A 23,320-nucleotide genomic window follows, 5' to 3' on the forward strand; every position below is an offset into this window, starting at 1 on the left:
GAATAAAATAAAACATTTGTTCGTTCTTGCTTTTGGTGAGCAAATTCGTGTAAGCTTATGATCAGTCCGAAGATTCATGCTGAATTCGTGTAAAAATGTGGCTGATAGAAATCGTAATAAATGAGGATTCGTATTATGAGTGAGAAAAATGAGCGGGAGCTATTCAAATTAGTTTCCCCCTACAAGCCTACGGGAGATCAGCCGGAGGCGATCGCCAAGCTGGTGAAGGGAATCAAAAGAGGAGATAAGGAACAAACCCTGCTGGGGGTTACGGGCTCTGGGAAAACCTTTACTATGGCCAATATTATCGCGCAGATGAACCGACCAACCTTGGTGCTTGCACATAATAAGACGTTAGCCGCTCAGCTTTGCAGTGAGTTTAAGGAGTTTTTTCCTGAGAATGCGGTCGAATATTTTGTTAGTTATTACGATTATTATCAGCCGGAAGCATATATCCCGAATACTGATACCTATATTGAAAAGGACAGCGCCATTAATGACGAGATTGATAAGCTCCGCCATTCCGCTACCTCCGCGTTGAGTGAACGGCGGGATGTAATCATTGTAGCCAGCGTATCCTGCATCTATTCTTTGGGCGACCCGATTGACTACCGCAACATGGTTATTTCGCTCCGGACAGGAATGGAAAAGGCGCGGGACGATTTGATCCGCAAGCTGGTGGAGATTCAGTATGAACGCAACGACGTTAACTTCGTTCGGAATAAGTTCCGGGTAAGGGGAGACGTCGTAGAAATTTTTCCGGCCTACTCCGGGGACAACGCAATCCGGGTGGAATTTTTTGGTGATGAAGTCGACCGGATTTCGGAGATCAATACTCTGACCGGGGAGGTCAAGGCAGTTGTTTCCCATGCTGCCATCTATCCGGCCTCCCACTATATTGTGCCGGAGGAAAAGCTGCGCAGAGGACTGCAGGACATTGAAAACGAGATGCTGGAGCGTGTAAAATATTTTAAGGATAATGAAATGTACCTGGAAGCACAGCGAATCGAGCAGCGCACCAAATATGATATTGAAATGCTTTCGGAGATTGGATTCTGCAAAGGAATCGAGAACTATTCCCGGGTGCTTTCCGGCAGGGAGCCGGGCAGTACGCCGTTTACTTTGCTGGACTATTTTCCGGATGATTTTCTGCTGTTTGTGGATGAATCCCATGTTACAATCCCCCAGGTACGCGGGATGTACCACGGGGATTTTGCGCGGAAAAAAACCTTAATAGATTATGGGTTCCGCCTTCCGTCCGCGTTTGATAACCGTCCTCTGAATTATGAGGAATTTTATGGAAAGCTGAATCAGATTGTCTTTGTTTCGGCAACGCCGGGCGCATATGAAAAGGAACTCAGTACCCAGATTGTAGAACAGGTTATCCGTCCGACCGGGCTGCTTGATCCGGAAGTGATCGTAAAGCCGGTAGAAGGGCAGATCGAGGATATTGTCAGCGAAATCAATATCAGGACGGCAAGGAAGGAACGGGTGCTGATTACCACGTTAACCAAGAAGATGGCAGAGGATTTGACTGCGTATCTGGACAACCTTGATATCAAGGTGCGGTATATGCACCATGACGTGGATACCATCGAACGGATGGAAATTATCCGCGACCTGCGGCTGGGCGAGTTTGATGTCTTAGTCGGAATCAACCTGCTGCGGGAAGGGCTGGACATCCCGGAGGTATCTTTGGTCTGTATTTTGGACGCGGATAAGGAAGGCTTCCTCAGAAGCGAGACCTCCCTGGTTCAGACGATTGGGCGTGCGGCACGAAATGCGGAGGGACAGGTCATCATGTATGCTGACAGTGTCACCCCGTCTATGGAACGCGCCCTGACGGAGACCCAGCGGCGCCGCACCATCCAGATGAAGTACAACGAGGAACACGGGATCACCCCGAAAACGATCCGCAAGGATGTTCGGGAGATTATTGAAATATCCAAGAAGGACGAAGAGACAGACGTCCGAAAGCTGAAGAAACGGATGAACGACCGCGAGAAACAGGCGATGATCAAGCGGCTGAATGCAGAGATGAAGGAAGCGGCAAAGCTGCTTGAATTCGAATATGCGGCGCAGATCCGAGATAAGATCAAGGAGCTGACAGATGGAAAATAACTGGATTGTCCGGGAAGCGGAAAGACAGGATTTGAATGGTTTATTGAAGCTTTATACCCAACTGCATCAAAACCCGCTTCCTGAGATAGAACAGTCTCTCCTGCAGCTGTGGGATGAGATCCTACAGGATCGTCGGCACCATATTTTTTTGATTGAGAAATCAGGAAAGGTTATTTCGTCTTGTGTGATGGTGGTGATTCCAAACTTAACCCACAACCAACAACCATATGCATTGATTGAAAATGTAGTTACAGACCAGGAATACCGTAAAAAAGGCTGTGCTTCAGCAGTATTAGCACATGCCAAAAAAGCTGCAGAGGAAAATATGTGCTATAAAATTATGCTGATGACTGGCTCAAAGGAAAAAGCGACTCTTCGTTTTTATGAGCAGTCAGGCTATAATCGGATAGATAAAACAGCGTTTATCCAGTGGCTTTAAACAGAAACAGAAGTAAGGAGTCGACATGGCAAAAGATCAGATTGTTATCAAGGGCGCAAGGGTGCATAACCTGAAAAATATCGATGTGACCATTCCACGCGACCAGCTCGTAGTTTTCACCGGGCTGTCCGGGTCAGGAAAATCCTCCCTTGCGTTTGACACCATTTATGCAGACGGGCAGCGGCGGTATGTGGAGAGTCTCTCCTCCTACGCGCGCCAGTTTTTAGGACAGATGGAAAAGCCGGATGTAGACAGTATTGACGGGCTTTCCCCCGCCATTTCTATCGATCAGAAAACTACCTCCAAGAATCCGCGTTCAACCGTCGGGACGGTCACGGAAATTTATGACTATCTCAGGCTGATGTATGCGCGGATCGGGATTCCGCATTGCCCGGTTTGCGGGAGAGAAATTAAACAGCAGACAATCGACCAGATTGTTGACCGGATTATGGCAATGCCGGAACGGACAAAAATTCAAGTCCTCGCGCCGGTAGTCAAAGGCAGGAAGGGCGAGCATGTCAAGGAACTGGATGCAGCACGCCGGGCCGGCTATGTCCGCGTGAGGATTGACGGTAATATTTACGACCTTTCCGAAACGATCAAGCTGGAAAAAAATAAAAAACACAGCATTGAAGTCATTGTAGACCGTCTGGTGATTAAGGAAGAAATCCGTTCCCGGCTGTCTGACTCGCTGGAAACGGCAGTAGGACTGTCTGAAGGGGTTGTAATTATTGACGTATCCGATGGAGAGGAGCTACTCTTTTCGCTTAATTATGCCTGTCCGGAGCATGGCGTCAGCATAGAAGAGCTGGAACCGAATATGTTCTCCTTTAACAACCCGAACGGCGCTTGCCCTACTTGTACAGGGCTTGGAACCTTTATGAAGGTTGACCCGGATCTGATCGTACCGAATAAGGAGCTTTCCATTAAGGACGGAGCAATTAAGGCGAGCGGATGGTATTACGCGGATGGTTCCATTTCTCAGATGTATTATGAGGGACTGGCGAAGCACTATAAGTTCAGCCTGGACACTCCGTTCGGCAAACTCCCGAAGAAAATCCAGACGCTGCTTTTCTATGGCTCGGATGGGGAAATCATTCAGTTTAAACGCAGCAGCGAGTTTGGGGAGAGCAGCTACCGATCCTCTTTTGAAGGGATTCTCAACAATCTGGAACGCCGCTTCCGCGAAACGCAGAGCAACTATATGCGGGATGAAATTACGCAGGTAATGAGCGCGGTTCCCTGCCCGGACTGTCATGGGGAACGGCTGAAGCCGGAAATTTTGGCGGTAACGGTGGGCGGGATCAACATCAGCGATTTTTGTAAGCTGTCTGTTGTCAAGGCGCTTGATTTTGTCGAGAACCTGAAGCTGTCTGATAAAGATCAAATGATCGCCCATCAGATTTTGAAGGAGATCCGGGAACGGCTCGGGTTTTTGAAAAGTGTTGGGCTGGAATACCTTACCCTTTCCCGGTCGGCGGGCACTCTGTCCGGCGGAGAGAGCCAGCGAATCCGTCTGGCAACCCAGATCGGATCTTCCCTGGTGGGAGTTGTCTATATTCTGGACGAGCCGAGCATTGGGCTGCATCAGCGCGACAACGATAAGCTGATTGCTACGCTCAAGCGGCTGCGCGACCTGGGGAATACCTTAATCGTGGTGGAGCACGACGAGGATACCATGTACGCAGCCGACCATATTGTAGACGTCGGGCCGGGCGCGGGCGTTCACGGCGGAGAGATTGTCGCACAGGGAAGTATCCAGGATATTATCGGCTGTAAGGAATCTATTACCGGGCAGTATCTGTCTGGGGTGAAAAAGATTGAAGTACCGTCTGGCCGCCGGAAAGGGAACGGCGATTTCTTGAAAATCATCGGTGCCAAGGAAAACAATCTAAAAAATATTAATGTCTCAATCCCTTTAGGAACGCTGACCTGTGTAACCGGGGTCTCCGGCTCCGGGAAATCCTCTTTGGTGAATGAGGTCATCTATAAATCGCTGGCAAAGGAGCTGAGCAAAGCAAGGCTGAAGCCCGGCGCGCACAAAGCGATTGAGGGACTTGAACACATCGACAAGATCATTGATATCAACCAGTCCCCGATCGGACGGACTCCCCGCTCCAATCCCGCAACCTATACCGGCGTATTTACTGATATCCGGGATGTGTTTGCGAAAACCCCGGACGCAAAAATGCGCGGATATAACGCGGGCCGGTTCTCCTTTAACGTCAAGGGCGGACGGTGTGAAGCCTGTGAAGGAGACGGAATCATCAAAATAGAGATGCATTTCCTTCCCGATATCTATGTTCCCTGCGAGGTTTGTAAGGGCAAGCGGTATAATCGGGAGACACTTGAGGTAAAATATAAAGGGAAAACCATTCACGATGTGTTGGAAATGACCATTGAAGAAGCGCGCGATTTCTTTGAACCGATCCCGAAAATTCAAAGGAAGCTGCAAACGCTCTGCGATGTGGGACTCAGCTATGTGAAAATGGGACAGGCTGCGACGACCCTGTCCGGCGGGGAAGCACAGAGGGTAAAGCTTGCGACAGAACTATCCCGTCAGTCCACTGGACAGACCCTCTACATCCTGGACGAGCCGACCACCGGTCTGCATGTGGCGGATATTCACAAGCTGGTCGAAATGCTGGGCCGCCTGGTAGATGCCGGCAATACGGTTTTGGTGATAGAGCACAATCTGGATGTAATCAAAATTGCTGATTATATCATTGATTTGGGCCCGGAAGGCGGGGACAACGGCGGAAAGGTGATTGCAGCCGGAACGCCGGAGCAGATCGCTGCAAATAAAAAATCCTACACAGGACTTTATCTGAAAAAAATGTTGGAAAAATCATGAAAAACTCTTTACAAAAGTATACTTTTGTGGTATATTAAAAATATCAATAATCAATGAGTAAAAGAGGCCGATCTGCGTGAAGCTGTTTGCACGTTCCGTTTTAGATCCTATGTTGCCGAAGATGCGGCTGCAATTTTGAAAATGGGGGTCTCTGTAAAAGAAAGGTATGGTGTGTATTATGAAAAAGGTTTGTTCTGTATGCGGTTGGGAATACGATCCGGAAGTAGGATATGAAGAAGGCGGAATCGCTCCGGGCACTGCTTGGGAAGACCTGCCGGACGATTTTGTCTGCCCGCTCTGCGGCGTTGGCAAAGATATGTTTGAAGACGCATAAGAAAAAAGCAGCCGAAAAACGGCTGCTTTTTTCTTATGCAGGGGAAAATTGGCATCATTTTCCGCTATGTGACCACCCAGATCAAAACCATATATAGCACTGTTCCGCCGGCAATTGAAAGGAGCATATTCTTTTTCCAGAGATGGAGTAGCGCGGTTGCAAGAATTCCAAGAAATTCCGGAAGCCCAAACGGAAAAGAGGAAAAGGATATATCCTTCAGGCAGTAAATTACCAAAAGGCCGATTACCGCGAACGGAAGCACTGTGCCGAGGTAACGGATATAGTCCGGCGTTTTTTTCCCTTCCGGAAAGACAAGAAAGGGGAGAAAACGTGTAGTCATTGTACCCAGCACGACTACAGCTACAGTGATAATTCCCTGTATCAGCGTCATTTCCATTGATCTGCTTCCTCCTTTTCCGATTCGTCTGTTGATTGTACTTCCGCCTCATCCATCGTCCGGCGCTCCATGGGGCGCCGGAACAGGGTAAGCAGAATCAGGATTCCTGCCATTGCCGGGAGGATAAACTGGTCGGCACGGAAAATGACCAGGCAAAGGGCGGAAACACCCAGCCCAATCAGAGCTGGCCAGTGATTTTTCTGAGAAAGCCATTGCTCCAGGAAGATTACGACAAACAGGGCGGTCATGACAAAATCAATTCCTTTCAGTTCAAAGGGAATCAGCCCGCCGACCAGGCCGCCGATGGTAGCGCCCAAAACCCAGTAGCATTGGTTGAGCAGGGTAACAAAAAAGCAAAACCACCCCTTGTCCACTCCTTGAGGCGGCTTAGTAGAGCACAGGATAGAAAAGGATTCGTCACACATGCCAAAAATTAAGTAAGGCTTCTTTTTTCCGGTGCCGCGAAAAACATCCAGCATTGAAATTCCATAAAACAGGTGGCGCGCATTGACCATCAGCGTTAGGAAATAGGCATAAATAGGATTAAAAGCAGAAGCGAGCAGACTGACCGTGACAAATTCCATCGAACCGGCGAAAATGGTCATGCTCATCAGCATCGGCCATAAAAAGGAAAATCCCTTGCTCTGCATAAAAATACCGTAAGCGATTCCCAAAAAAAGAAAGCCCGCAAAAATCGGAATAGTATGCGGAAATGCCGCCTTAAACGCTTTCCTCTTTTCAGTCATAGTTGCAACCGTCCTCCTCTGCATCATTCCTTACTATTATATCGATCAGTTATTTTTCTGTCAAATTGAGGAAGAGCCTGTTGCAGTGCTAAAAATATGGAAATTATTAGATACAAAGGCGAATACTTGCTTTTTCTCCCTGAAAAGTAGTATAATAATGGGGTTAATAGGAGGTATCTGGGATGAAAGGGGATTTACACTGTCATACGCGTTTATCTGACGGATCAGAAGGCATTGAAGAGGTAATCGCGAGAGCAAAGCGTGCGGGGATGGACTTTTTATCGATCACTGATCACGATACAGTTGCGTCAATGTCCCGTTCCAAGGTACTTGCACAACGCTATGGGATTCAGATCATTCCCGGTGTGGAATTTTCCTGCAAAGACCCTGCCAATGGCAGAAAGGTACATGTTCTGTGTTATCTGCCGGAAAAGCCGGACCGGCTGGAGGGATTGTGCGTCAGGATGTGCGAGGCCAGGAAAAAGGCGGGAAAAGAAATGTTTCGCAGGGTTCTGCGCTATTTTCCGATGACGGCAGAAGATCTGCTGCGTTTCTCATCACACAGCACATCAATTTATAAGCAGCATATTATGCACGCTTTGATGTGCTACGGCTATACGACACATATCTTTGGCGGCCTGTTTCACGAGCTTTTTAATGCTCAGACCGGCCCGCTCTACATCAAAATTGATTATCCCGACGTAGACGATGTGATTGACCTGATCCATCAATCGCAGGGGATCGCTGTTTTGGCGCATCCTTATGAATATGACAGTATTGATCTGCTTCACCGTTTGATTGCGGAAAAAAAACTCGATGGAATCGAAGTGTTCCATAGCCGCTGCCCAGAGGAAGGGGAGGCGGCGCTGAGACAATTGGCCCAGGAAAACAACCTGATTATGACCGGAGGGTCTGACTTTCATGGCTTTTATGCCTCCAGGCCCAGTCCAATTGGCAATCGGTATACCTCGCAGGAAGCGTTGGACGCCCTGTTCCGGCTAAAGGAACAGAAACGGAATGACGGAAAATAGGACAGATATTCTCTGTCCTATGAAACATGGCGGTATAGCGCCATGGGAACAGTGAGGACTATAATAAAAAGCCAGCCGGAGAACCGACTGGCTTTTTATTTAAGAGCAAAAAGGAAGAGAAAATAGCGGTAAGCGAAATCTGTATATTTTACCGGACAGGTGAAATAAAAATTGTTTATCCTGCACAAATTTGAAGGATTTAAAAGGAAAACAGAGAAATTAAAAGGATTTAGAAGTATTTTTGATATAAATTTGCGTTAATAGATGCTCATTCCGGCTGAATATCAAAAAAATCAAGATTTTTCGAGATTTTTTTGAAAAAATGCTTGACATTTATACTGATACGTCCTATATTAGTATTGTTGTTTTTGTGTCTTTTATTCACTGTGCGTATGTCCACTATAACTCCAAGCCCAAAGCGCGGGGGGAAAAAGCCTTTTGCGGGTGGTGGTACAAAAGCCCGGTGGGTTCTGTACGAAGCCTGCTCCGTTTCGTGCAAAAACTAAAATTCCGCAAAGGGGGATACAACAATGAGCGAAAAGCTATTGGATTTGAAAAACATCACCTTATCGTATGACGGGGAAAAGATTCTGGATCGGATTAACCTCTATGTCCGGGACAAAGAGTTTATCACACTGCTCGGCCCGTCAGGCTGCGGAAAAACGACTACGCTGAGAATTATCGGCGGGTTCGCTTTTCCGGATGAGGGTGATGTTTTTTTTGAGGGAAAACGGATCAACGATCTGCCGGCCTATAAGCGGCCGATCAATACGGTCTTTCAGCGGTACGCCCTGTTCCCTCATCTGAACGTATACGATAATGTGGCGTTTGGGCTGAAGGTCAAAAAGCTGGATAAAAAGGAGATTGACAAGCGTGTAAGGCAGATGCTGGTGCTGGTGAATCTCAAGGGCTTTGAGAAGCGCCGGGTCAGCAAGCTCTCCGGCGGGCAGCAGCAGCGGGTCGCAATCGCGCGTGCGCTGGTAAACCACCCGAAAATTCTCCTGTTGGATGAACCGCTGGGCGCGCTGGATCTTAAGCTGCGCAAAGAAATGCAGCTCGAGCTGAAAAACATCCAGCAGCAGCTTGGAATTACCTTTATCTATGTAACCCATGACCAGGAAGAGGCGCTGACCATGTCCGATACCATCGTGGTTATGAAGGACGGGGAAATCCAGCAGATCGGGACGCCGCAGGATGTTTATAATGAACCGAAAAACGCGTTTGTCGCGGACTTTATTGGGGAAAGCAATATCTTTGACGCGACCATGATCTGTGATGGCAGAGTAGAGATCAACGGCGTTGAGTTTGATTGTGTCGATAATGGCTTCGGAAAGGATTCATCGGTAGACGTTGTCATCCGTCCGGAGGATATTGATATCCTTCCCGCCGGCGCCTCCGATTTGACCGGAACGGTCAAGAGCGTGATCTTTAAAGGAGTTCACTATGAGATTACCGTGGTATGTAACGGGCTGGAATGGCTGATTCAGACTACCCGCAGCGCAGAAGAGGGAAGCGAGGTTTCCCTTTCCTTTACGCCGGACAACGTCCATGTTATGAAGCGGATTTTTGAGGGCTTTTCCAGTAAAATCAAGGGAAGGGTCACGGCGGAAAACGAGGTCTCTTTCCTGGGGGTTACCTTTACCCGCGAAGGGCTAAGCCTTCCGGAGGATACAGAGGTACTGCTCACCATCCCGCCGAAATCGATCGAGGTTGTTTCAGAGGACCACAGCGACCTGATTGTCTATCTGGAATCGATGGTATATAAAGGCGCTTATAATGAAATGATTGTCTGGGCAAAGGATGAGGAAGAGGAATACCGCAGTCTGCTTGTCCATTCTATGAATGATGAACAGATTGCAACCGATATCGGGATTAAATTCCGTTTTGACGATATTATGATCGCTCCTGCAGAACTGCCAGGGCAGAAAGGAGCGGAACGTGAAGAATAAACTGCCTGCTTTTCCGTACATTGTATGGATGGTTGCATTTATTGTCGTCCCGCTGTTTCTGGTGGTTTACTTTGCGTTTACCTCGGAAGAGGGCGGGTTTACCCTTGACAACCTTGTCAAGATCAGCCAGTATACGCCGATCTTTGTTAAATCCATTAACCTTGCAATTATCGCTACCCTGATCTGTTTTGTCCTGGCTTATCCGATTGCATATATTTTGTCCCGTTCGACAGAACGCTACCAGCGTACCATGATCCTCCTGGTCATGCTGCCGATGTGGATGAACTTTTTGCTGCGTACCTATGGCTGGATGACTTTGCTGGAAAATGAGGGGTTGATCAACAAATTTCTGGGGCTCCTACATATCGGGCCGTTCCAGATGATCAACACCGCCGGTGCGGTGGTGCTCGGGATGGTTTATAACTATCTCCCGTTTATGATCCTGCCCCTTTACTCCGTGATGGCGAAGATTGACCAGTCGATGATCGAAGCAGCACAGGATTTGGGCTGCAATGCGGTCAAGGTAATTATTAAAGTACTGATGCCGCTGAGCCTACCGGGAATTATTACCGGGGTAACTATGGTGTTTGTACCGAGTGTTTCCACATTTGTTATTTCCAGAATGCTGGGCGGCGGTCAGAATATGCTGATCGGGGATTTGATTGAGCAGCAGTTCATCGGCAGCACCTATAACCCCTATGTCGGTTCTGCGATGTCGTTGATCCTGATGGTGATTATGCTGGTGATTATGGGAATTATGAGTTCCTTTGACGATGATGAAATGGAGGGGCTTGTAATATGAAGAAAGCTGTTACCAAGGGCTATGTCCTTCTGATTTTATTGTTTTTGTATGCACCGATCTTTGTTTTGATCGCTTTTTCCTTCAATGAGTCCAAAAGCCGAGCCAACTTTACCGGCTTTACCTTCCATTGGTATGAGGAGCTCTTTAAGGACAACCTGATCATGACTTCCCTGGGGAATACTCTCTTAATCGCAGTGCTCGCCTCTGTGTTTGCAACTATCCTGGGAACGGCGGCGGCGCTGGGGATCAAGAATATGAAAAAACGGGCGCGCAGCGTCTGCATGAATGTTACCTATATGCCGGTCATTAATCCGGAAATTGTCATGGGTATTTCCATGATGCTTTTGTTTGTGTTTATCTGCCAAATGTTTGACTGGGAGCTGGGGATGATCACAGTATTGATCGCGCATATTACCTTTTGTGTACCTTATGTAATTCTCAATGTCCTTCCGAAGCTGCGGCAGATGGATCAAAACACCTATGAGGCTGCGCTGGATCTCGGCTGTACGCCGTTTTCCGCCTTCTTCAAGGTGGTAATTCCGGAAATCCTGCCGGGAATTATGTCCGGCTTTTTGATGGCGTTTACCTTTTCGCTGGACGATTTTATTATCACTTATTTTACAAACGGCAGTTCCTTCCAGACCTTGCCGGTCACCATCTATGCGATGACCCGGAAAAAGGTCAATCCTAAGATCAATGCCCTTTCAACCATTCTGTTTTTGGCGGTTCTGATTTTACTGATTGTGATGAATGTCCGTCAGGCCCGTTCTGAGAAAAACAAGGAAAAACAACGATGAAAGGGGATGCTGTGATTGAAAAAGTGGGTGACGATTCTCACCGCTGTCCTGCTGTGCTTTACCTGCCTTCAGGTATCTGCGCTGGATGTGCGGGCGGAGGATACTGTTACAATTAAGGTCTACAACTGGGGAGAATATATCTCCGACGGCAGTGATGATTCGATGGACGTCATCAAGGAATTTGAAGCGCAGTATCCGGGCATTAAGGTCAGTTATACGACCTATGCGACGAATGAAGAACTCTATGCGAAGCTGCGCAGCGGTTCTGCAAGCTATGACGTGATCGTTCCGTCAGACTATATGATTTCCAGGATGATTGCGGAGGATATGCTGGAACCTCTTGACTTTTCAAATATTCCGAACTTTGCTGATATTGACGATACCTTCAAAAATCCGCAGTATGACCCGGAGAATGAGTATTCTGTACCATACACCTGGGGAACAGTAGGCATCATCTACAATACGACGATGGTAGAAGGAACGGTTGATAGCTGGGAGGTGCTGTGGGATCCGCAGTACACAGGCCAGATTCTAATGTTCAACAACAGCCGGGATGCATTTGGAATTGCGGAAAAGCTGCTGGGCTTTTCACAGAATACCACGGATGTGAAGGAGCTGGAGCAGGCTGCGGAGAAGCTGAAAGAGCAGAAGATGGTACTCCAGGCTTATGTTATGGATGAAATCTTTGATAAGATGTCCAACGGCGAGGCGGCGCTGGCTCCCTATTACGCGGGGGACTTCTTCATTATGCAGGAGGACAATCCGGATCTTGCCTTTGCTGTTCCGAAAGAGGGTACCAATCTCTTTGTAGATGCGATGGTCATTCCGAAGGGAACGGAGCATAAGAAAGAGGCGGAAACCTTTATCAACTTTATGCTGGAGCCGGATATCGGCTTGGCAAACATTGAGTTTATCGGCTATTCTACGCCGCTCAAAACCGTTAAATCCATGCTTGACGAAGAGGTTCTAAACGATGGGATTTCTTACCCCTCGCAGGAGATTCTTGACAAGTGCGAAAGCTTTGTCAACCTTCCGGATGAACTAAACCGCTATATGGATGAACTTTGGGTGGATATCCGCGCTTCAGGCAGTTCATCGGTCATTGAACTGATCTTCCTGTTTGCTGTGATCCTGGGACTGGGTGGTGCGCTGATTATCTATCTCCGCCGCCGGAACCGGTAAAGAGCGCCAATGTAAAATTATGCTTATTAGGGCCGGGACAGGTTTTTACGAAAACCTGTCCCGGCTTTGCTGTGTAAAGCTTTTGCTTCATTTCATTTAACATGACTTTACAAATATGCTCTAAAATGAACGAAATGGAAGGCGAAATTGGATTTTGGAGAAGCAAAAGGCATTTTACAATAGATTTTTGTCCGCCGCAAAGGGCTTTTGCGGTTTAACATCGATTTAACCTAAATTATACCGAAACATGCTTTCTGAAGAAAAACAAATCCCTTATAATAATACTCGTAGCAAACAAGTAAAATAAAATTTGAAAATGAATTCTACGAAAGGGTAGGGATTTATCATGAAATTAAAAAAAGTAGGTATTTTTGCTTTGACTGCTGTTCTGTCATTAGGACTGCTTGCAGGCTGCGGAGAAGAAAAAACAGATAACACGAGCACACCGGAAGCTTCTTCTGATTCCAGTGCTGCTTCAGAGGAAAACGGCACTGTTGATTTGGGCGGAGCAAAGATCACCATGTCCGGTTCCACTTCTATGGAAAAATTCTGCTCTGCTTTGACGGAAGCATTTAACGCTGACTGCAACGCAATGGCAACCGCAGAATACACCGGTTCCGGCGCTGGGATCGAAGCGGTCACTGCTGGAACAGTAGATATCGGAAACGCTTCCAGAGCATTAAAGGATGAGGAAAAGGCGAACGGCCTTGCTGAAAACATTGTAGCAATTGACGGGATCGCGGTAGTAGTTGATAAGGAAAATACTGTTGCAGACCTGACAAAGGATCAGCTGATCAGCATCTATAAAGGAGAAATCACCAACTGGAAAGATCTCGGCGGAAAAGACGAAGCGATTGTTGTAATCGGCCGTGAGGCAGGCTCCGGCACCCGCGGCGCGTTTGAAGAACTGCTTGAAGTCGAGGACGCTTGCAAGTATGCACAGGAGGTTGATTCTACCGGCGGCGTGATGGCAAAGGTTGCGGCAACCCCGGGCGCAATCGGATATGTGTCCCTGGATGTCATCGACGATACTGTTAACACTGTCAAATTGGAAGGCGTAGAAGCGACCGAAGAAAATATCAAATCCGGCGACTACTTCCTCAGCCGTCCGTTTGTCATGGCTACCAAAGGTGAAATCTCGGAACAGAGCGAAGCGGTTCAGGCGTTGTTCGACTACATCAACTCCGACAAGGGTCAGGAAATCATTGCTAAGGTTGGCCTGATCTCTGCAAAATAGGGGATACGTTCCAATAACTAATCAATTCGAGAACATAAAAATATCAGTCCTTTCTGAGATATCCTCAAGATTTGCTACTCTTGAGGATATTTTGCTAGAAGGGCAGCGGAAAAGAGGGAGACAGGTTCTATGGAGGCTCCATCAAAGACCAAAAAGCAATTTTCAATCATAGGAAGCCATAAAACAAAATCAGTGGTAGAAGTTACAGCCAATATCATCTTTATCGTCTGTGCGTTTGTAGCAATCATTGCAGTGCTCGCAATCACCGTTTATATGATCTATTCCGGCGCGCCTGCGCTTTTTAAAGTAGGAATACTGGATATCCTGTTCGGCACCACCTGGGCGCCGACTGCCGAGGATCCAAGCTTTGGGATTTTGTACATTATTTTGACCTCGATTGTCGGCACGGCACTCGCGATCCTGATCGGTGTGCCGATTGCACTGATGACCGCTATTTTTCTCTCTGAGATTGCGAATACCAAGCTTGCCGCAATTGTTCGGCCCGCGGTAGAGCTTTTGGCGGGAATTCCCTCTGTAGTCTATGGACTGCTTGGAATCCTGATGGTCAATCCGGTAATCTATAAACTGGAAAAGTTTATTTTCAAAGACGATCCGAATCATCAGTTTACCGGTGGGGCAAACCTGTTGTCCGCCGTCCTGGTGCTGGCGATTATGATTCTGCCGACAGTCATTAACATCAGCGAAACCTCGCTGCGTTCTGTCCCGCAGGACTATCGAAATTCTTCCCTGGCACTGGGTGCAAGCAAGATACAGACCATTTTTAAGGTTACTGTGCCGGCGGCGAAATCCGGGATTATTACCGGAATTGTGCTGGGAATCGGGCGCGCGCTGGGGGAAGCGATGGCCATTGTGCTGGTCTGCGGAAACTCTATCAATTTCCCGCTGCCATTTAACTCTGTTCGGACGCTGACCACTGCGATTGTATCTGAAATGGGATATGCCGGAGGACTGCATCGTGAGGTTCTCTTTACGATTGGCTTGGTGCTATTTGCCTTTATTATGGTAATCAATATCCTGTTAAGTACAGTGCTGAAAAAAGGGGGCAAAAAGGATGACAAATAGCGTGAGTATCTATGATAAAAAGAAACGCCCCGGCGATATGGCGCTGTTGATTGTAATTTATATCTGTGCTTTTCTGGCAGTGCTGCTGTTAGTTGGGATCATAGGCTATGTCGTTTACCGTGGGATTTCTGTGGTTGACTGGCAATTTATTTCAACCGCTCAGAGCGCCCTGAACGAAACCTTTGGAATCCTGCCGAATATCATTAACACGCTCTATATCATTGTGATTACCCTGTTGATTGCTACCCCGGTTGGGATTGGCTCGGCCATTTATCTGACCGAATATTCCAAGGGCGGGCGTCTGGTACGCCTGATCGAATTTACAACAGAAACACTGTCCGGAATCCCTTCCATCATTTTCGGACTGTTCGGAATGGTGTTTTTCGGGACAGTGCTGCGTCTTGGCTTTTCGATTCTCTGCGGAGCGCTGACCCTGACCATCATGATTCTGCCAATCATTACCCGGACGACACAGGAAGCTTTGAAAACTGTTCCGGAAAGCTATCGCACCGGAGCACTTGGAATCGGCGCGACCAAATGGTATATGATCCGTACCATTATCCTGCCGAGCGCTATGCCGGGAATTGTGACCGGAGTAATCCTTTCCATCGGGAGAATTGTCGGGGAATCGGCAGCCCTCCTCTTTACGGCAGGAAGTGCTTTTCTGATGCCGAACAACTGGCTGACCCATCCGATGACCTCGGGCGGTACCTTGACGATCCAGATGTATCTGAGCATGACCAAGGCGCAGTATGACAATGCATTCGGAATTGCGCTGGTACTGATTATCATTGTACTGGGCATTAACCTGCTGACAAAGCTTTTGAGCAGGAAGCTGGACGTAAGCCGGAAAAGCTGATTATTGCCGGTTCGTTGCGATTGACCGAAAAGCTGTGATGAGTGAAGAAAGGAATGGTCATAGAAATGACAGAACAAGTAGGAAAAGAACAAGTGAAAATTCATGTAGAGCATCTCAATCTTTTTTATGGCTCCAACCATGCGCTGAAAGATGTTAATATGGATATCCTGGAGAATAAAATCACCGCATTTATCGGGCCGTCCGGATGCGGGAAATCAACCTTTTTAAAGACGCTGAACCGGATGAACGACCTGGTTCCGAATGTGTCAATTGACGGAACAGTTGAGCTGGACGGAGAAAATATCTTTTCACCGCGTGTGGACACCACCCTTCTTCGGAAGAAAATCGGGATGGTATTCCAGCAGCCGAATCCCTTTCCGATGAGCGTGTATGACAACATCGCCTACGGGCCGAGAATCCATGGCATCCGTTCCAAGGTGAAGCTGGATGAAATCGTAGAAAAAAGCCTGCGCAGCGCGGCGATCTTTGATGAGGTCAAAGACCGGATGAAAAAATCGGCTCTTGGTCTTTCGGGCGGACAGCAGCAGAGGCTGTGCATTGCCAGGGCGTTGGCGGTAGAGCCGGAGGTTCTGCTGATGGACGAACCTACCTCTGCACTGGATCCAATTTCGACCCTGAAAATTGAAGAGCTGATGGAAGGGCTGAAGAAGGACTATACCGTGGCGATTGTGACCCATAATATGCAGCAGGCAACTCGTATTGCCGATTATACCGCGTTCTTCCTGGTGGGAGAGATGGTGGAGTTTGGCACGACAGAGCAGATTTTCTCCATGCCAGGGGACAAACGCACCGAGGATTACATTACCGGACGGTTTGGATAAAAGTGAAGCAGAGGAGGAATCAGAATGGCCGCAAGACCAACATTTGACCATGAGCTGGAACAGCTAAACACTGACCTGATCCGGATGGGCGCCCTGGTGGAGGAAGCGATTGAGAAGGTAGTTTCCGCATTTCAGAATGAGGACTATCAACTGGCGAAATCTATTGTGGAGCACGATAGGCAGATCAATGAAATTGAAAAGATTATTGAATCGCGGAGCCTGTCCCTGATGCTCCGCCAGCAGCCGGTAGCGGGTGATCTGAGGCTGGTTTCTACCGCCTTAAAGGTTGTGACCGATATGGAACGGATCGGAGACCAGGCCGCGGATATAGCAGAGCTGATCCTGCATATCAAGGGTCCGCATATCTATGAGGTGGTACAGCATATCCCGGATATGGCGAAGAATACAAAACAGATGGTACACGATGCGATCCGGGCTTTTGTAGACCGCGACTTGGAGCTGGCCGGAGAGGTTGTCCGGCAGGATGATACCGTAGACGACCTATTTAACAAGGTAAAAGCTGAGGTTGTGAAGATCATGAAAACGGAAAACGCTCCGGTGGATCATGGAATTGATTTTTTGATGATTGCCAAGTATCTGGAACGGATCGGAGACCACGCCGTCAATATCTGCGAATGGCTTGAGTTTCGGCAGACCGGAACGATCAATCAGACGCGGCTTTTATAAGATTGCCGGCAAGCCTGTTTGGAAATGACTGGTATGCTCGGCTTATCAAAACTCCCTCTTGATCTCATCGGATCAGACGGGAGTTTTTGATTTTGTGAAACTATTTTCAGTAAGAAATTTATAAAGTTTTCTTAAGCTTCCTGTTATTTTATTGTCATCATAATCGGGAAATGCTATAATGGGTTTAATTTGACAGGTTTTGGAAAGAGCAGATAATAGAATTAGCCTGTCCGGGCTTTAAAGGAGGAATGGCTGGGAATCCAGTCAATCGTATATGAATTTTTTAAAACGTGTTTTTTATGGTGTAGTCATTGGCATTTCAAACGTGATTCCGGGGCTGAGCGGCGGGACAACAGCAGTAATTCTCAACATCTATGACCGGCTGATCGGTTCTATTTCCCGTTTGAGGAAGGAACCGAGGAAGAGCCTGTCTTTTCTTGTTCCTCTGGTGATTGGCGCGGCGCTTGCCATTATTGCCTGCAGCAACCTGATTTCTTACCTGCTCGACCAGCACTATATGATCATTAATTTTTTCTTTATCGGGATCATTCTCGGCAGTATCCCGATGATCTGGAAACGCGGAACAAAGGACGGGCTGAAGCCGTGGCATTTTATTCCCTGCCTTGTGACGTTCGGAATTATGATCTTTACTATCGTCGGGCCGTTTGACGCTTCTTCGGAAAGTGTGGTTACCACCCTTACGCCGTTTGTGTTTGTGCAGTTATTCCTGTGCAGTGCTATTGCAGCGGTCTGCATGATCATTCCGGGAATCAGCGGCAGCTTTGTGATGCTGCTCTTTGGGGTATATACTACGATTATGACCGCTGTATCTGATTTCAATTTTCTCCTTTTGCTGCCGATTGGACTGGGTGCGCTGCTTGGTATTTTGATTGGTGCGAAAATGATTGATTTTTTGCTGCGCCGTTATCCGCAGGCCACCTATTTTTCCATTTTGGGACTGGTGCTCGGTTCAGGGCCGGTCTTATTCGGCAAAATCATAACCACCGGAAATTTTCGGTTCGGCATGCCGCTTGCAGTTTCTGTTTTTGTTTTGATTATCGGTATTGCTATTGTCCTTGTCTTTGACAGCAGATGGCTGAGAGAAAAATTAGAGGGAAGAAATCGTCAAAAAGTAACAAAAATATAAATTGTTTATAGTTCTTTCATTGTTTTTCTGTTTCCGCAATGCTATAATAATTAAGTATTGTAAACGCCTTGAGGAGGAAACAGACCGTTATGAATCAAAAACCACTTTGGAAATATGCAGTCAGTATTTTTGGAGCCCATGTGGGCGGCGTAGTAATCGCGATGATCCTGGTAATCAGCGTGCTCCCGATTTCGGATAATACCATTTTTCAGGTTTGCTGCGGGATTTTTATTTTATTCATTTATTGGGCGCTGGTAAGCGGAACTGGCTGGAAGCTTGGAAATGACGACCTCAACCGCGTTCACTTTAACCGGATGGAAAAGAATCTTTGGCGCGGTGTGTGGGTTGGGCTGATCGCCTGCATCCCGATGTTTGTGCTGGATCTTGCGCTGATTATCCTGACAGCGTTTGACTGCGGAGCTGCCAGTGAATGGGGATTGGTTATTTACCGGGTGCTGAATATGCATGATATGATCTTTATCAACCTGGTGGCAGGAACGAAGGATACCCTGCTGACCCTTCCGGTTTGGAAATCGATTGTTATCAGCCTGATGACGTTCTTTACCGTACTATGCGTTTACAGTGGATATATCCTGGGATATAAGGATATTGTCCTGATGGATAAGCTGATGTATAAGAACAAAAAGGATAAAAAGAAATAAAAGAAGAAACACACCCATATAATATCTTAAGCCTTAGCGTAAGATAGGAAAGGGTGTGTTTTATGTATCATACAGGAAGGCGGGACTTGACGGCGGGGAAGCTTGCATTTTTGGCAGTGATCGGAATGTTTGCTTTCTTCGGCGTTATGTTGCAGGACACGCCGATTCTCCCTGCGGATACCCAGCCATCACAGCCGGAAAAAATTGAAACGGTAGTTGTCGACGCCGGACACGGTGGTATAGACGGCGGTGCGACCGGAATCCACGGGGAAGTGGAAAAGGATATCAACCTGGCAATTGCCGGATATCTGAAGAATTACCTGCAGATGAGCGGAATGGATGTGGTGATGACCAGGGAATCTGATCTGTCGTTACATACGTCGGATGGCAGCATCGCACAGAAAAAAGCGGAGGATATCCGCAAGCGCCTTTCGATTGTTGATCAGGATGAAAATTCCTTGACGGTTTCGATCCATCAGAACAAATTCGGAGAAAGCAAATATCATGGCGCACAGATGTTTTATGGGGTGAACAACCCACAGAGCGAGGTGCTGGCGCAGACAATCCAGACTTCTATTGTGGAAAAACTCCAGCCTGAAAATACCAGGCAAATCAAAAAGGGGACGAAATCAGTCTATTTGCTGATGCATGCCCAGAATCCGATTGTGCTGGTGGAATGCGGCTTTTTGTCCAATGAGGAAGAAGCGAAAAAGCTGTCTGACGAGGAATACCAAAAGGAAATGGCCTTCGCAATCTATTGCGGGATAATGGAATACTGCGGACAGACGCCGTAAAGCAGAGCGGCGCTGTTTGGCGGAAGGGGATGTTTACATTGGCAAAGGCAAGGGAACTCTATGTCTGCCGTGGCTGCGGTTATGAGACGCCCAAATGGTATGGGAAATGTCCGGGCTGCGGCGGATGGAATACATTAGAGCAGGTGGAAATTGCACCGGCCGTGCCGACAAATAAAAAGGTGGTTGCTGCGGCAAATGGCGAGCAGGCCCAGCTTTGCCCAATCCGGGATGTGGATGTCAACGATGAAATCCGGTTTCATACCGGCGTTTCGGAACTTGATCGGGTGTTGGGCGGCGGAATTGTCAAAGGTTCCGTCGTTCTCCTGGGCGGTGATCCGGGAATCGGGAAGTCTACTTTGTTGCTGCAGATTTGCCAATACCTGGGGAGATCACTCTCTATTCTTTATGTGTCCGGAGAAGAATCGGTGCGTCAGATCAAGCTGCGCGCCGACCGCTTAAAGGTAGACAGTGAAAATCTCTATCTTTTAGCCGATACCAATGTGGAACGGATCGCAAACACGATTCTGGCAAAGAAGCCGGATCTCGTGATGGTAGACTCAATTCAAACAATGAATATTCAGAAGCTGCAGTCATCGCCGGGAAGCGTAATGCAGGTACGGGAGAGTACAAATGCGTTCCTGCATTTGGCGAAGAGCGAGGATATCCCGGTGATTATCGTCGGGCATGTGAATAAAGACGGAGCGATTGCCGGGCCGAAGGTGCTGGAGCATATTGTAGATGCGGTGCTGCATTTTGAGGGAGACAGGAACCAAAACTTCCGTATCCTGCGCGCTGTAAAAAACCGGTTTGGCTCCACCAATGAAATCGGAGTCTTTGAGATGCTGGATGGCGGTTTGCAGGAGGTGCAAAATCCCTCTATGATGCTGCTGGACGGAAGGCCGGAAGGCGCTTCCGGAACCTGTGTCGCCTGTATTATGGAAGGGACAAGGCCGATTTTGGCGGAGGTACAGGCACTGGTCTGCAAGACAGCCTATGGTATGCCGAGGCGGACGGCAACCGGCTTTGACTATAACCGCCTGGCCCTGATTCTCGCTGTGCTGGAAAAGCGGTGCGGCTATTATTTTTCCAGCCTGGATGCCTATATTAATGTGGTCGGGGGACTTCGGCTGGATGAGCCCGCTGCTGATTTGTCCATTGCGCTCGCCTTGATTTCAAGCCTGAGGGATAAGCCAATCTCCGGGACGGTGCTTGCCTTTGGAGAAATTGGGCTGGCAGGAGAGGTGCGCGGAGTGACGAATCTCATCTCCAGAGTTAAGGAGGCGCGCAGGCTGGGATTTGATACCTGTATTGTTTCCAAGAATGCGCTCCGGGAGCTGAAAAGCGCGGGGATCGACGGGATTGAGCTGGTCGGCGTATCAACAGTTCGAGAAGCGGTTAAGAAGGTGTTGGACAACTGATGGGTACGAATAGCAAGACAGAAAAAACAATCCGCATGATTCGGACGGAGGATATTCCGGCTGTACTGGAAATTTACCGCCCTTATATAGAGTCAACAGTCATTACCTTTGAATATGAGGCGCCGGGTTTGCCGGAGTTTGCAGAACGGGTTTCTGATACGCTCAGACAGTTCCCCTGGCTGGTTTGTGAAATGAACGGACAGGTTGTAGGATATGCCTATGCCTCCTCTTTTCATGAAAGAAGCGCCTATGCCTGGGATTGCGAGCTTTCAGTTTATGTCGCTCAGGAATTCAGAAGGTTCGGGATTGGCTCTGCTTTATATCGTGCGCTGCTGCCGATTCTGCAAGCGCAGGGATACTATCAGGCCTATGCTGTTATTGCTGTCCCAAACGAGGGAAGCCAAAGTTTTCACCGTCGGTTTGGATTTCAGCCGGTCGGCTGCCATCCGAAATCAGGATACAAATTCAATCGCTGGTGCGATGTGGAATATCAGGCGCTTGTCCTGCATGAATTCGATACGCCCGAACGGCCGCCGTGCAGCATCTGTGAGCTTTCGGCGGAAAAGGTCAGAGCGCTCTGCAACGCGGCGGTAGGTGCAAGCTAAAGGGAAAAGCCACATAAGAACTTTACCGGTTCTTATGCGGCTTTTTTGATGCTGCGGGGCGGATTTTCTGGTAATAGCAGCATCCCTCTGTATGGCTGCCGGTCGGCGCGGCGTTCGCTTCCAGCTTGCAGCAGCCATCCTGTTGATGAACACAGTCCTTGGAACAAAGAATTAAATTCATTCGGCATGTCCTTTCTGTTTTCAATCACTTTAACAGTATATGTGAAAAAAAGCGGTTTATTTTGTAATGAAGTGAAATATTTTCAGAAAATTACCCACACTATCATTAGAGCAAATTGTCTGAAAGGGGAATTTTTATATGGTCAAACGAATGTCTATCCTTCTGGGAGCGACTGTCCTGCTGATGGCAGCCGCATTGAGCCTGCCGCAAATTGTCACCGGGGCTGTTTTACATGATGTTACAGTGGTACAGCCTACTTATAGCAGCTATTATGATAAAATCAGTGCCACTGGAAAGATTGAGGCAGTGAGCCAAAGCTCGCTGACTACACAACTGCCGCTTGTACCAAAAGAGGTTTTTGTTAATTTAGGAGATACGGTAAAAAACGGAGATGTGATTGCAGAGATTGACTTTGAAGAATCCAAGCAGGCATTATTAGCTCTGCTTTCGCTTTATGACGCTGTTCCGGATGAGCTGAGCGGCGTTCTTCAATCCATTAAAATAGACCAGGAACAATTGGAGGCTCTGATTCCGTCCCAGATTACCGCAGACTTTTCCGGGGTAATCAGCGCGCTGAATCTGACAAAGGGCTCGGTAACCCAGCCAACGGAAACGGTTGCTACCATTGCGGATCTGGAACATCTGCGAGCGGTTTTGCGTGTGCCGGAAGACTATGCGGCGCAGCTAAAAAGGGGACAGGAAGTGACCCTCAAAATGTCCGCGCTGGATCAAAAAAAATACCACGGTACTGTTCAGACCATCTCTCCGGCTGCCAAGGAAACAATGGTCGGCACCACAAAGCAGACGGTGGTAGACGTCTATGTTTCGATCAGCGATCAGGATTCCGCCCTGAAGTCCGGATATACTACGGTCGGAACCATTCGGTTAAACGACACGCAGGAGCTGATGACCATTCCTTACAGCGCAATCGACCAGCAGGACAGCGGTTCGGAATATGTATACCTTTATCAGGACGGACAGGCGAAAATGAGGGTCATTGCGACCGGGCAGGAGCTCGCCAATTCAGTGGAAGTGGTCGGCGGACTGAAGCCGGACGAATGGATTATCGAAGATATCAGCCAGGTTTCCCACGACGGGGAATATGTCAACCTGGCAGTGAATTAGCACCAGAAAAAGAAAAAGGGTGAAACAG

At 48.0% G+C, this 23,320-nt stretch carries 22 protein-coding genes and 1 pseudogene; 20 read left to right on the top strand and 3 right to left on the bottom strand.

The genetic code is table 11. The features are described 5' to 3' along the window. The first annotated feature begins 135 nt into the window (after window positions 1-135). The 4 genes from uvrB to CZ360_RS07825 all read left to right on the top strand — a co-directional run bounded on the left by uvrB (window position 136) and on the right by CZ360_RS07825 (window position 5,748). A complete protein-coding gene (gene uvrB, locus CZ360_RS07810) occupies window positions 136-2,121 on the top strand; it encodes an excinuclease ABC subunit UvrB (RefSeq protein WP_077533590.1) in 1,986 nt (661 codons plus the stop codon). Beyond that, window positions 2,111-2,560 carry a GNAT family N-acetyltransferase gene (locus CZ360_RS07815; RefSeq protein WP_407656962.1) on the top strand — a complete coding sequence of 150 codons (450 nt, stop codon included), beginning with the start codon at window positions 2,111-2,113 and terminating at the stop codon, window positions 2,558-2,560. Before uvrB ends, CZ360_RS07815 begins: the two co-directional genes overlap by 11 nt. A 25-nt stretch (window positions 2,561-2,585) precedes the next feature. Then, a complete protein-coding gene (uvrA, locus tag CZ360_RS07820) occupies window positions 2,586-5,414 on the top strand; it encodes an excinuclease ABC subunit UvrA (RefSeq protein ID WP_077533591.1) in 2,829 nt (942 codons plus the stop codon). A 178-nt stretch (window positions 5,415-5,592) separates the two neighbouring features. Then, a complete protein-coding gene (locus CZ360_RS07825; protein WP_077533592.1) occupies window positions 5,593-5,748 on the top strand; it encodes a rubredoxin in 156 nt (51 codons plus the stop codon). A 64-nt stretch (window positions 5,749-5,812) separates the two neighbouring features. Here the strand turns inward: CZ360_RS07825 and CZ360_RS07830 are convergent, their stop codons facing one another. Together CZ360_RS07830 and CZ360_RS07835 are read right to left on the bottom strand one after the other, a co-directional pair. Continuing rightward, window positions 5,813-6,145 (bottom strand): branched-chain amino acid transporter permease, encoded by a 333-nt coding sequence (locus tag CZ360_RS07830; protein ID WP_077533593.1) that lies wholly within the window; start codon window positions 6,143-6,145, stop codon window positions 5,813-5,815. Further along, window positions 6,136-6,891, bottom strand: a complete 756-nt coding sequence (locus tag CZ360_RS07835) for an AzlC family ABC transporter permease (protein WP_077533594.1) — start codon at window positions 6,889-6,891, stop codon at window positions 6,136-6,138. Before CZ360_RS07835 ends, CZ360_RS07830 begins: the two co-directional genes overlap by 10 nt. Window positions 6,892-7,073: 182 nt before the next feature. Here CZ360_RS07835 and CZ360_RS07840 point away from each other — a divergent pair, with 182 nt between their 5' ends. The 15 genes and pseudogenes from CZ360_RS07840 to CZ360_RS07910 all read left to right on the top strand — a co-directional run bounded on the left by CZ360_RS07840 (window position 7,074) and on the right by CZ360_RS07910 (window position 21,986). Further along, entirely contained in the window at window positions 7,074-7,922 is an 849-nt protein-coding gene (locus CZ360_RS07840) for a PHP domain-containing protein (RefSeq protein WP_077533595.1), read from the top strand. Window positions 7,923-8,452: 530 nt separating this feature from the next. Then, window positions 8,453-9,487: pseudogene (potA, locus tag CZ360_RS07845) on the top strand (spermidine/putrescine ABC transporter ATP-binding protein); the annotation flags it as partial. 412 nt (window positions 9,488-9,899) lie between these two features. Further along, window positions 9,900-10,673: an ABC transporter permease gene (locus CZ360_RS07850; RefSeq protein ID WP_077533802.1), complete on the top strand. Its 774-nt coding sequence runs from the start codon at window positions 9,900-9,902 to the stop codon at window positions 10,671-10,673. Then, complete coding sequence (locus CZ360_RS07855; RefSeq protein ID WP_077533597.1) at window positions 10,670-11,470, top strand: ABC transporter permease; 801 nt, start codon at window positions 10,670-10,672, stop codon at window positions 11,468-11,470. Before CZ360_RS07850 ends, CZ360_RS07855 begins: the two co-directional genes overlap by 4 nt. 15 nt (window positions 11,471-11,485) lie before the next feature. Continuing rightward, window positions 11,486-12,652, top strand: a complete 1,167-nt coding sequence (locus CZ360_RS07860; protein WP_077533598.1) for an ABC transporter substrate-binding protein — start codon at window positions 11,486-11,488, stop codon at window positions 12,650-12,652. Between the two features lie 346 nt (window positions 12,653-12,998). Continuing rightward, window positions 12,999-13,889, top strand: coding sequence for a phosphate ABC transporter substrate-binding protein (locus tag CZ360_RS07865; protein WP_077533599.1), 891 nt, complete (start codon window positions 12,999-13,001; stop codon window positions 13,887-13,889). A gap of 129 nt (window positions 13,890-14,018) precedes the next feature. Then, a complete protein-coding gene (pstC, locus tag CZ360_RS07870; RefSeq protein WP_077533600.1) occupies window positions 14,019-14,972 on the top strand; it encodes a phosphate ABC transporter permease subunit PstC in 954 nt (317 codons plus the stop codon). Continuing rightward, window positions 14,962-15,831, top strand: a complete 870-nt coding sequence (gene pstA / locus CZ360_RS07875; RefSeq protein WP_077533601.1) for a phosphate ABC transporter permease PstA — start codon at window positions 14,962-14,964, stop codon at window positions 15,829-15,831. Before pstC ends, pstA begins: the two co-directional genes overlap by 11 nt. 65 nt (window positions 15,832-15,896) lie before the next feature. Continuing rightward, a complete protein-coding gene (gene pstB, locus CZ360_RS07880) occupies window positions 15,897-16,673 on the top strand; it encodes a phosphate ABC transporter ATP-binding protein PstB (protein WP_077533602.1) in 777 nt (258 codons plus the stop codon). A gap of 24 nt (window positions 16,674-16,697) precedes the next feature. Beyond that, window positions 16,698-17,360 carry a phosphate signaling complex protein PhoU gene (phoU, locus tag CZ360_RS07885; protein WP_077533603.1) on the top strand — a complete coding sequence of 221 codons (663 nt, stop codon included), beginning with the start codon at window positions 16,698-16,700 and terminating at the stop codon, window positions 17,358-17,360. Between the two features lie 274 nt (window positions 17,361-17,634). Next, a complete protein-coding gene (locus CZ360_RS07890; protein ID WP_077533604.1) occupies window positions 17,635-18,507 on the top strand; it encodes a DUF368 domain-containing protein in 873 nt (290 codons plus the stop codon). Window positions 18,508-18,596: 89 nt separating this feature from the next. After that, complete coding sequence (locus CZ360_RS07895) at window positions 18,597-19,169, top strand: hypothetical protein (RefSeq protein WP_077533605.1); 573 nt, start codon at window positions 18,597-18,599, stop codon at window positions 19,167-19,169. Between the two features lie 62 nt (window positions 19,170-19,231). Beyond that, window positions 19,232-19,963, top strand: a complete 732-nt coding sequence (locus CZ360_RS07900) for an N-acetylmuramoyl-L-alanine amidase (protein WP_077533606.1) — start codon at window positions 19,232-19,234, stop codon at window positions 19,961-19,963. A 38-nt stretch (window positions 19,964-20,001) separates the two neighbouring features. After that, window positions 20,002-21,381 (top strand): DNA repair protein RadA, encoded by a 1,380-nt coding sequence (radA, locus tag CZ360_RS07905; protein ID WP_162841210.1) that lies wholly within the window; start codon window positions 20,002-20,004, stop codon window positions 21,379-21,381. Beyond that, entirely contained in the window at window positions 21,381-21,986 is a 606-nt protein-coding gene (locus CZ360_RS07910; protein ID WP_077533608.1) for a GNAT family N-acetyltransferase, read from the top strand. The genes radA and CZ360_RS07910 overlap by 1 nt, the downstream gene beginning before the upstream one ends. A 22-nt stretch (window positions 21,987-22,008) precedes the next feature. Here the strand turns inward: CZ360_RS07910 and CZ360_RS14060 are convergent, their stop codons facing one another. Continuing rightward, a complete protein-coding gene (locus CZ360_RS14060; RefSeq protein ID WP_159438182.1) occupies window positions 22,009-22,167 on the bottom strand; it encodes a hypothetical protein in 159 nt (52 codons plus the stop codon). A 138-nt stretch (window positions 22,168-22,305) separates the two neighbouring features. On the opposite strand from CZ360_RS14060, the gene CZ360_RS07915 reads away from it, so the two are divergent. Continuing rightward, window positions 22,306-23,292: an efflux RND transporter periplasmic adaptor subunit gene (locus tag CZ360_RS07915; protein WP_077533609.1), complete on the top strand. Its 987-nt coding sequence runs from the start codon at window positions 22,306-22,308 to the stop codon at window positions 23,290-23,292. Window positions 23,293-23,320 lie beyond the last annotated feature (28 nt).

It is taken from the genome of Massiliimalia massiliensis (genome assembly GCF_900155615.1).
GTDB lineage: Bacteria > Bacillota > Clostridia > Oscillospirales > Ruminococcaceae > Massiliimalia > Massiliimalia massiliensis.

Bases quoted from the DNA above. Each gene is read 5' to 3' on its own strand.
- phoU (WP_077533603.1), top strand. From the start codon at position 16,698: ATGGCCGCAAGACCAACATTTGACCATGAGCTGGAACAGCTAAACACT.
- CZ360_RS07830 (WP_077533593.1), bottom strand. From the start codon at position 6,145: ATGGAAATGACGCTGATACAGGGAATTATCACTGTAGCTGTAGTCGTG.
- CZ360_RS07915 (WP_077533609.1), top strand. From the start codon at position 22,306: ATGGTCAAACGAATGTCTATCCTTCTGGGAGCGACTGTCCTGCTGATG.
- CZ360_RS07815 (WP_407656962.1), top strand. From the start codon at position 2,111: ATGGAAAATAACTGGATTGTCCGGGAAGCGGAAAGACAGGATTTGAAT.
- CZ360_RS07910 (WP_077533608.1), top strand. From the start codon at position 21,381: ATGGGTACGAATAGCAAGACAGAAAAAACAATCCGCATGATTCGGACG.
- pstB (WP_077533602.1), top strand. From the start codon at position 15,897: ATGACAGAACAAGTAGGAAAAGAACAAGTGAAAATTCATGTAGAGCAT.
- CZ360_RS07840 (WP_077533595.1), top strand. From the start codon at position 7,074: ATGAAAGGGGATTTACACTGTCATACGCGTTTATCTGACGGATCAGAA.
- CZ360_RS07865 (WP_077533599.1), top strand. From the start codon at position 12,999: ATGAAATTAAAAAAAGTAGGTATTTTTGCTTTGACTGCTGTTCTGTCA.
- CZ360_RS07850 (WP_077533802.1), top strand. From the start codon at position 9,900: ATGGTTGCATTTATTGTCGTCCCGCTGTTTCTGGTGGTTTACTTTGCG.
- CZ360_RS07825 (WP_077533592.1), top strand. From the start codon at position 5,593: ATGAAAAAGGTTTGTTCTGTATGCGGTTGGGAATACGATCCGGAAGTA.
- CZ360_RS07855 (WP_077533597.1), top strand. From the start codon at position 10,670: ATGAAGAAAGCTGTTACCAAGGGCTATGTCCTTCTGATTTTATTGTTT.
- uvrA (WP_077533591.1), top strand. From the start codon at position 2,586: ATGGCAAAAGATCAGATTGTTATCAAGGGCGCAAGGGTGCATAACCTG.
- CZ360_RS07900 (WP_077533606.1), top strand. From the start codon at position 19,232: ATGTATCATACAGGAAGGCGGGACTTGACGGCGGGGAAGCTTGCATTT.
- CZ360_RS07890 (WP_077533604.1), top strand. From the start codon at position 17,635: ATGAATTTTTTAAAACGTGTTTTTTATGGTGTAGTCATTGGCATTTCA.
- pstC (WP_077533600.1), top strand. From the start codon at position 14,019: ATGGAGGCTCCATCAAAGACCAAAAAGCAATTTTCAATCATAGGAAGC.
- CZ360_RS07835 (WP_077533594.1), bottom strand. From the start codon at position 6,891: ATGACTGAAAAGAGGAAAGCGTTTAAGGCGGCATTTCCGCATACTATT.
- CZ360_RS14060 (WP_159438182.1), bottom strand. From the start codon at position 22,167: ATGAATTTAATTCTTTGTTCCAAGGACTGTGTTCATCAACAGGATGGC.
- CZ360_RS07895 (WP_077533605.1), top strand. From the start codon at position 18,597: ATGAATCAAAAACCACTTTGGAAATATGCAGTCAGTATTTTTGGAGCC.
- uvrB (WP_077533590.1), top strand. From the start codon at position 136: ATGAGTGAGAAAAATGAGCGGGAGCTATTCAAATTAGTTTCCCCCTAC.
- pstA (WP_077533601.1), top strand. From the start codon at position 14,962: ATGACAAATAGCGTGAGTATCTATGATAAAAAGAAACGCCCCGGCGAT.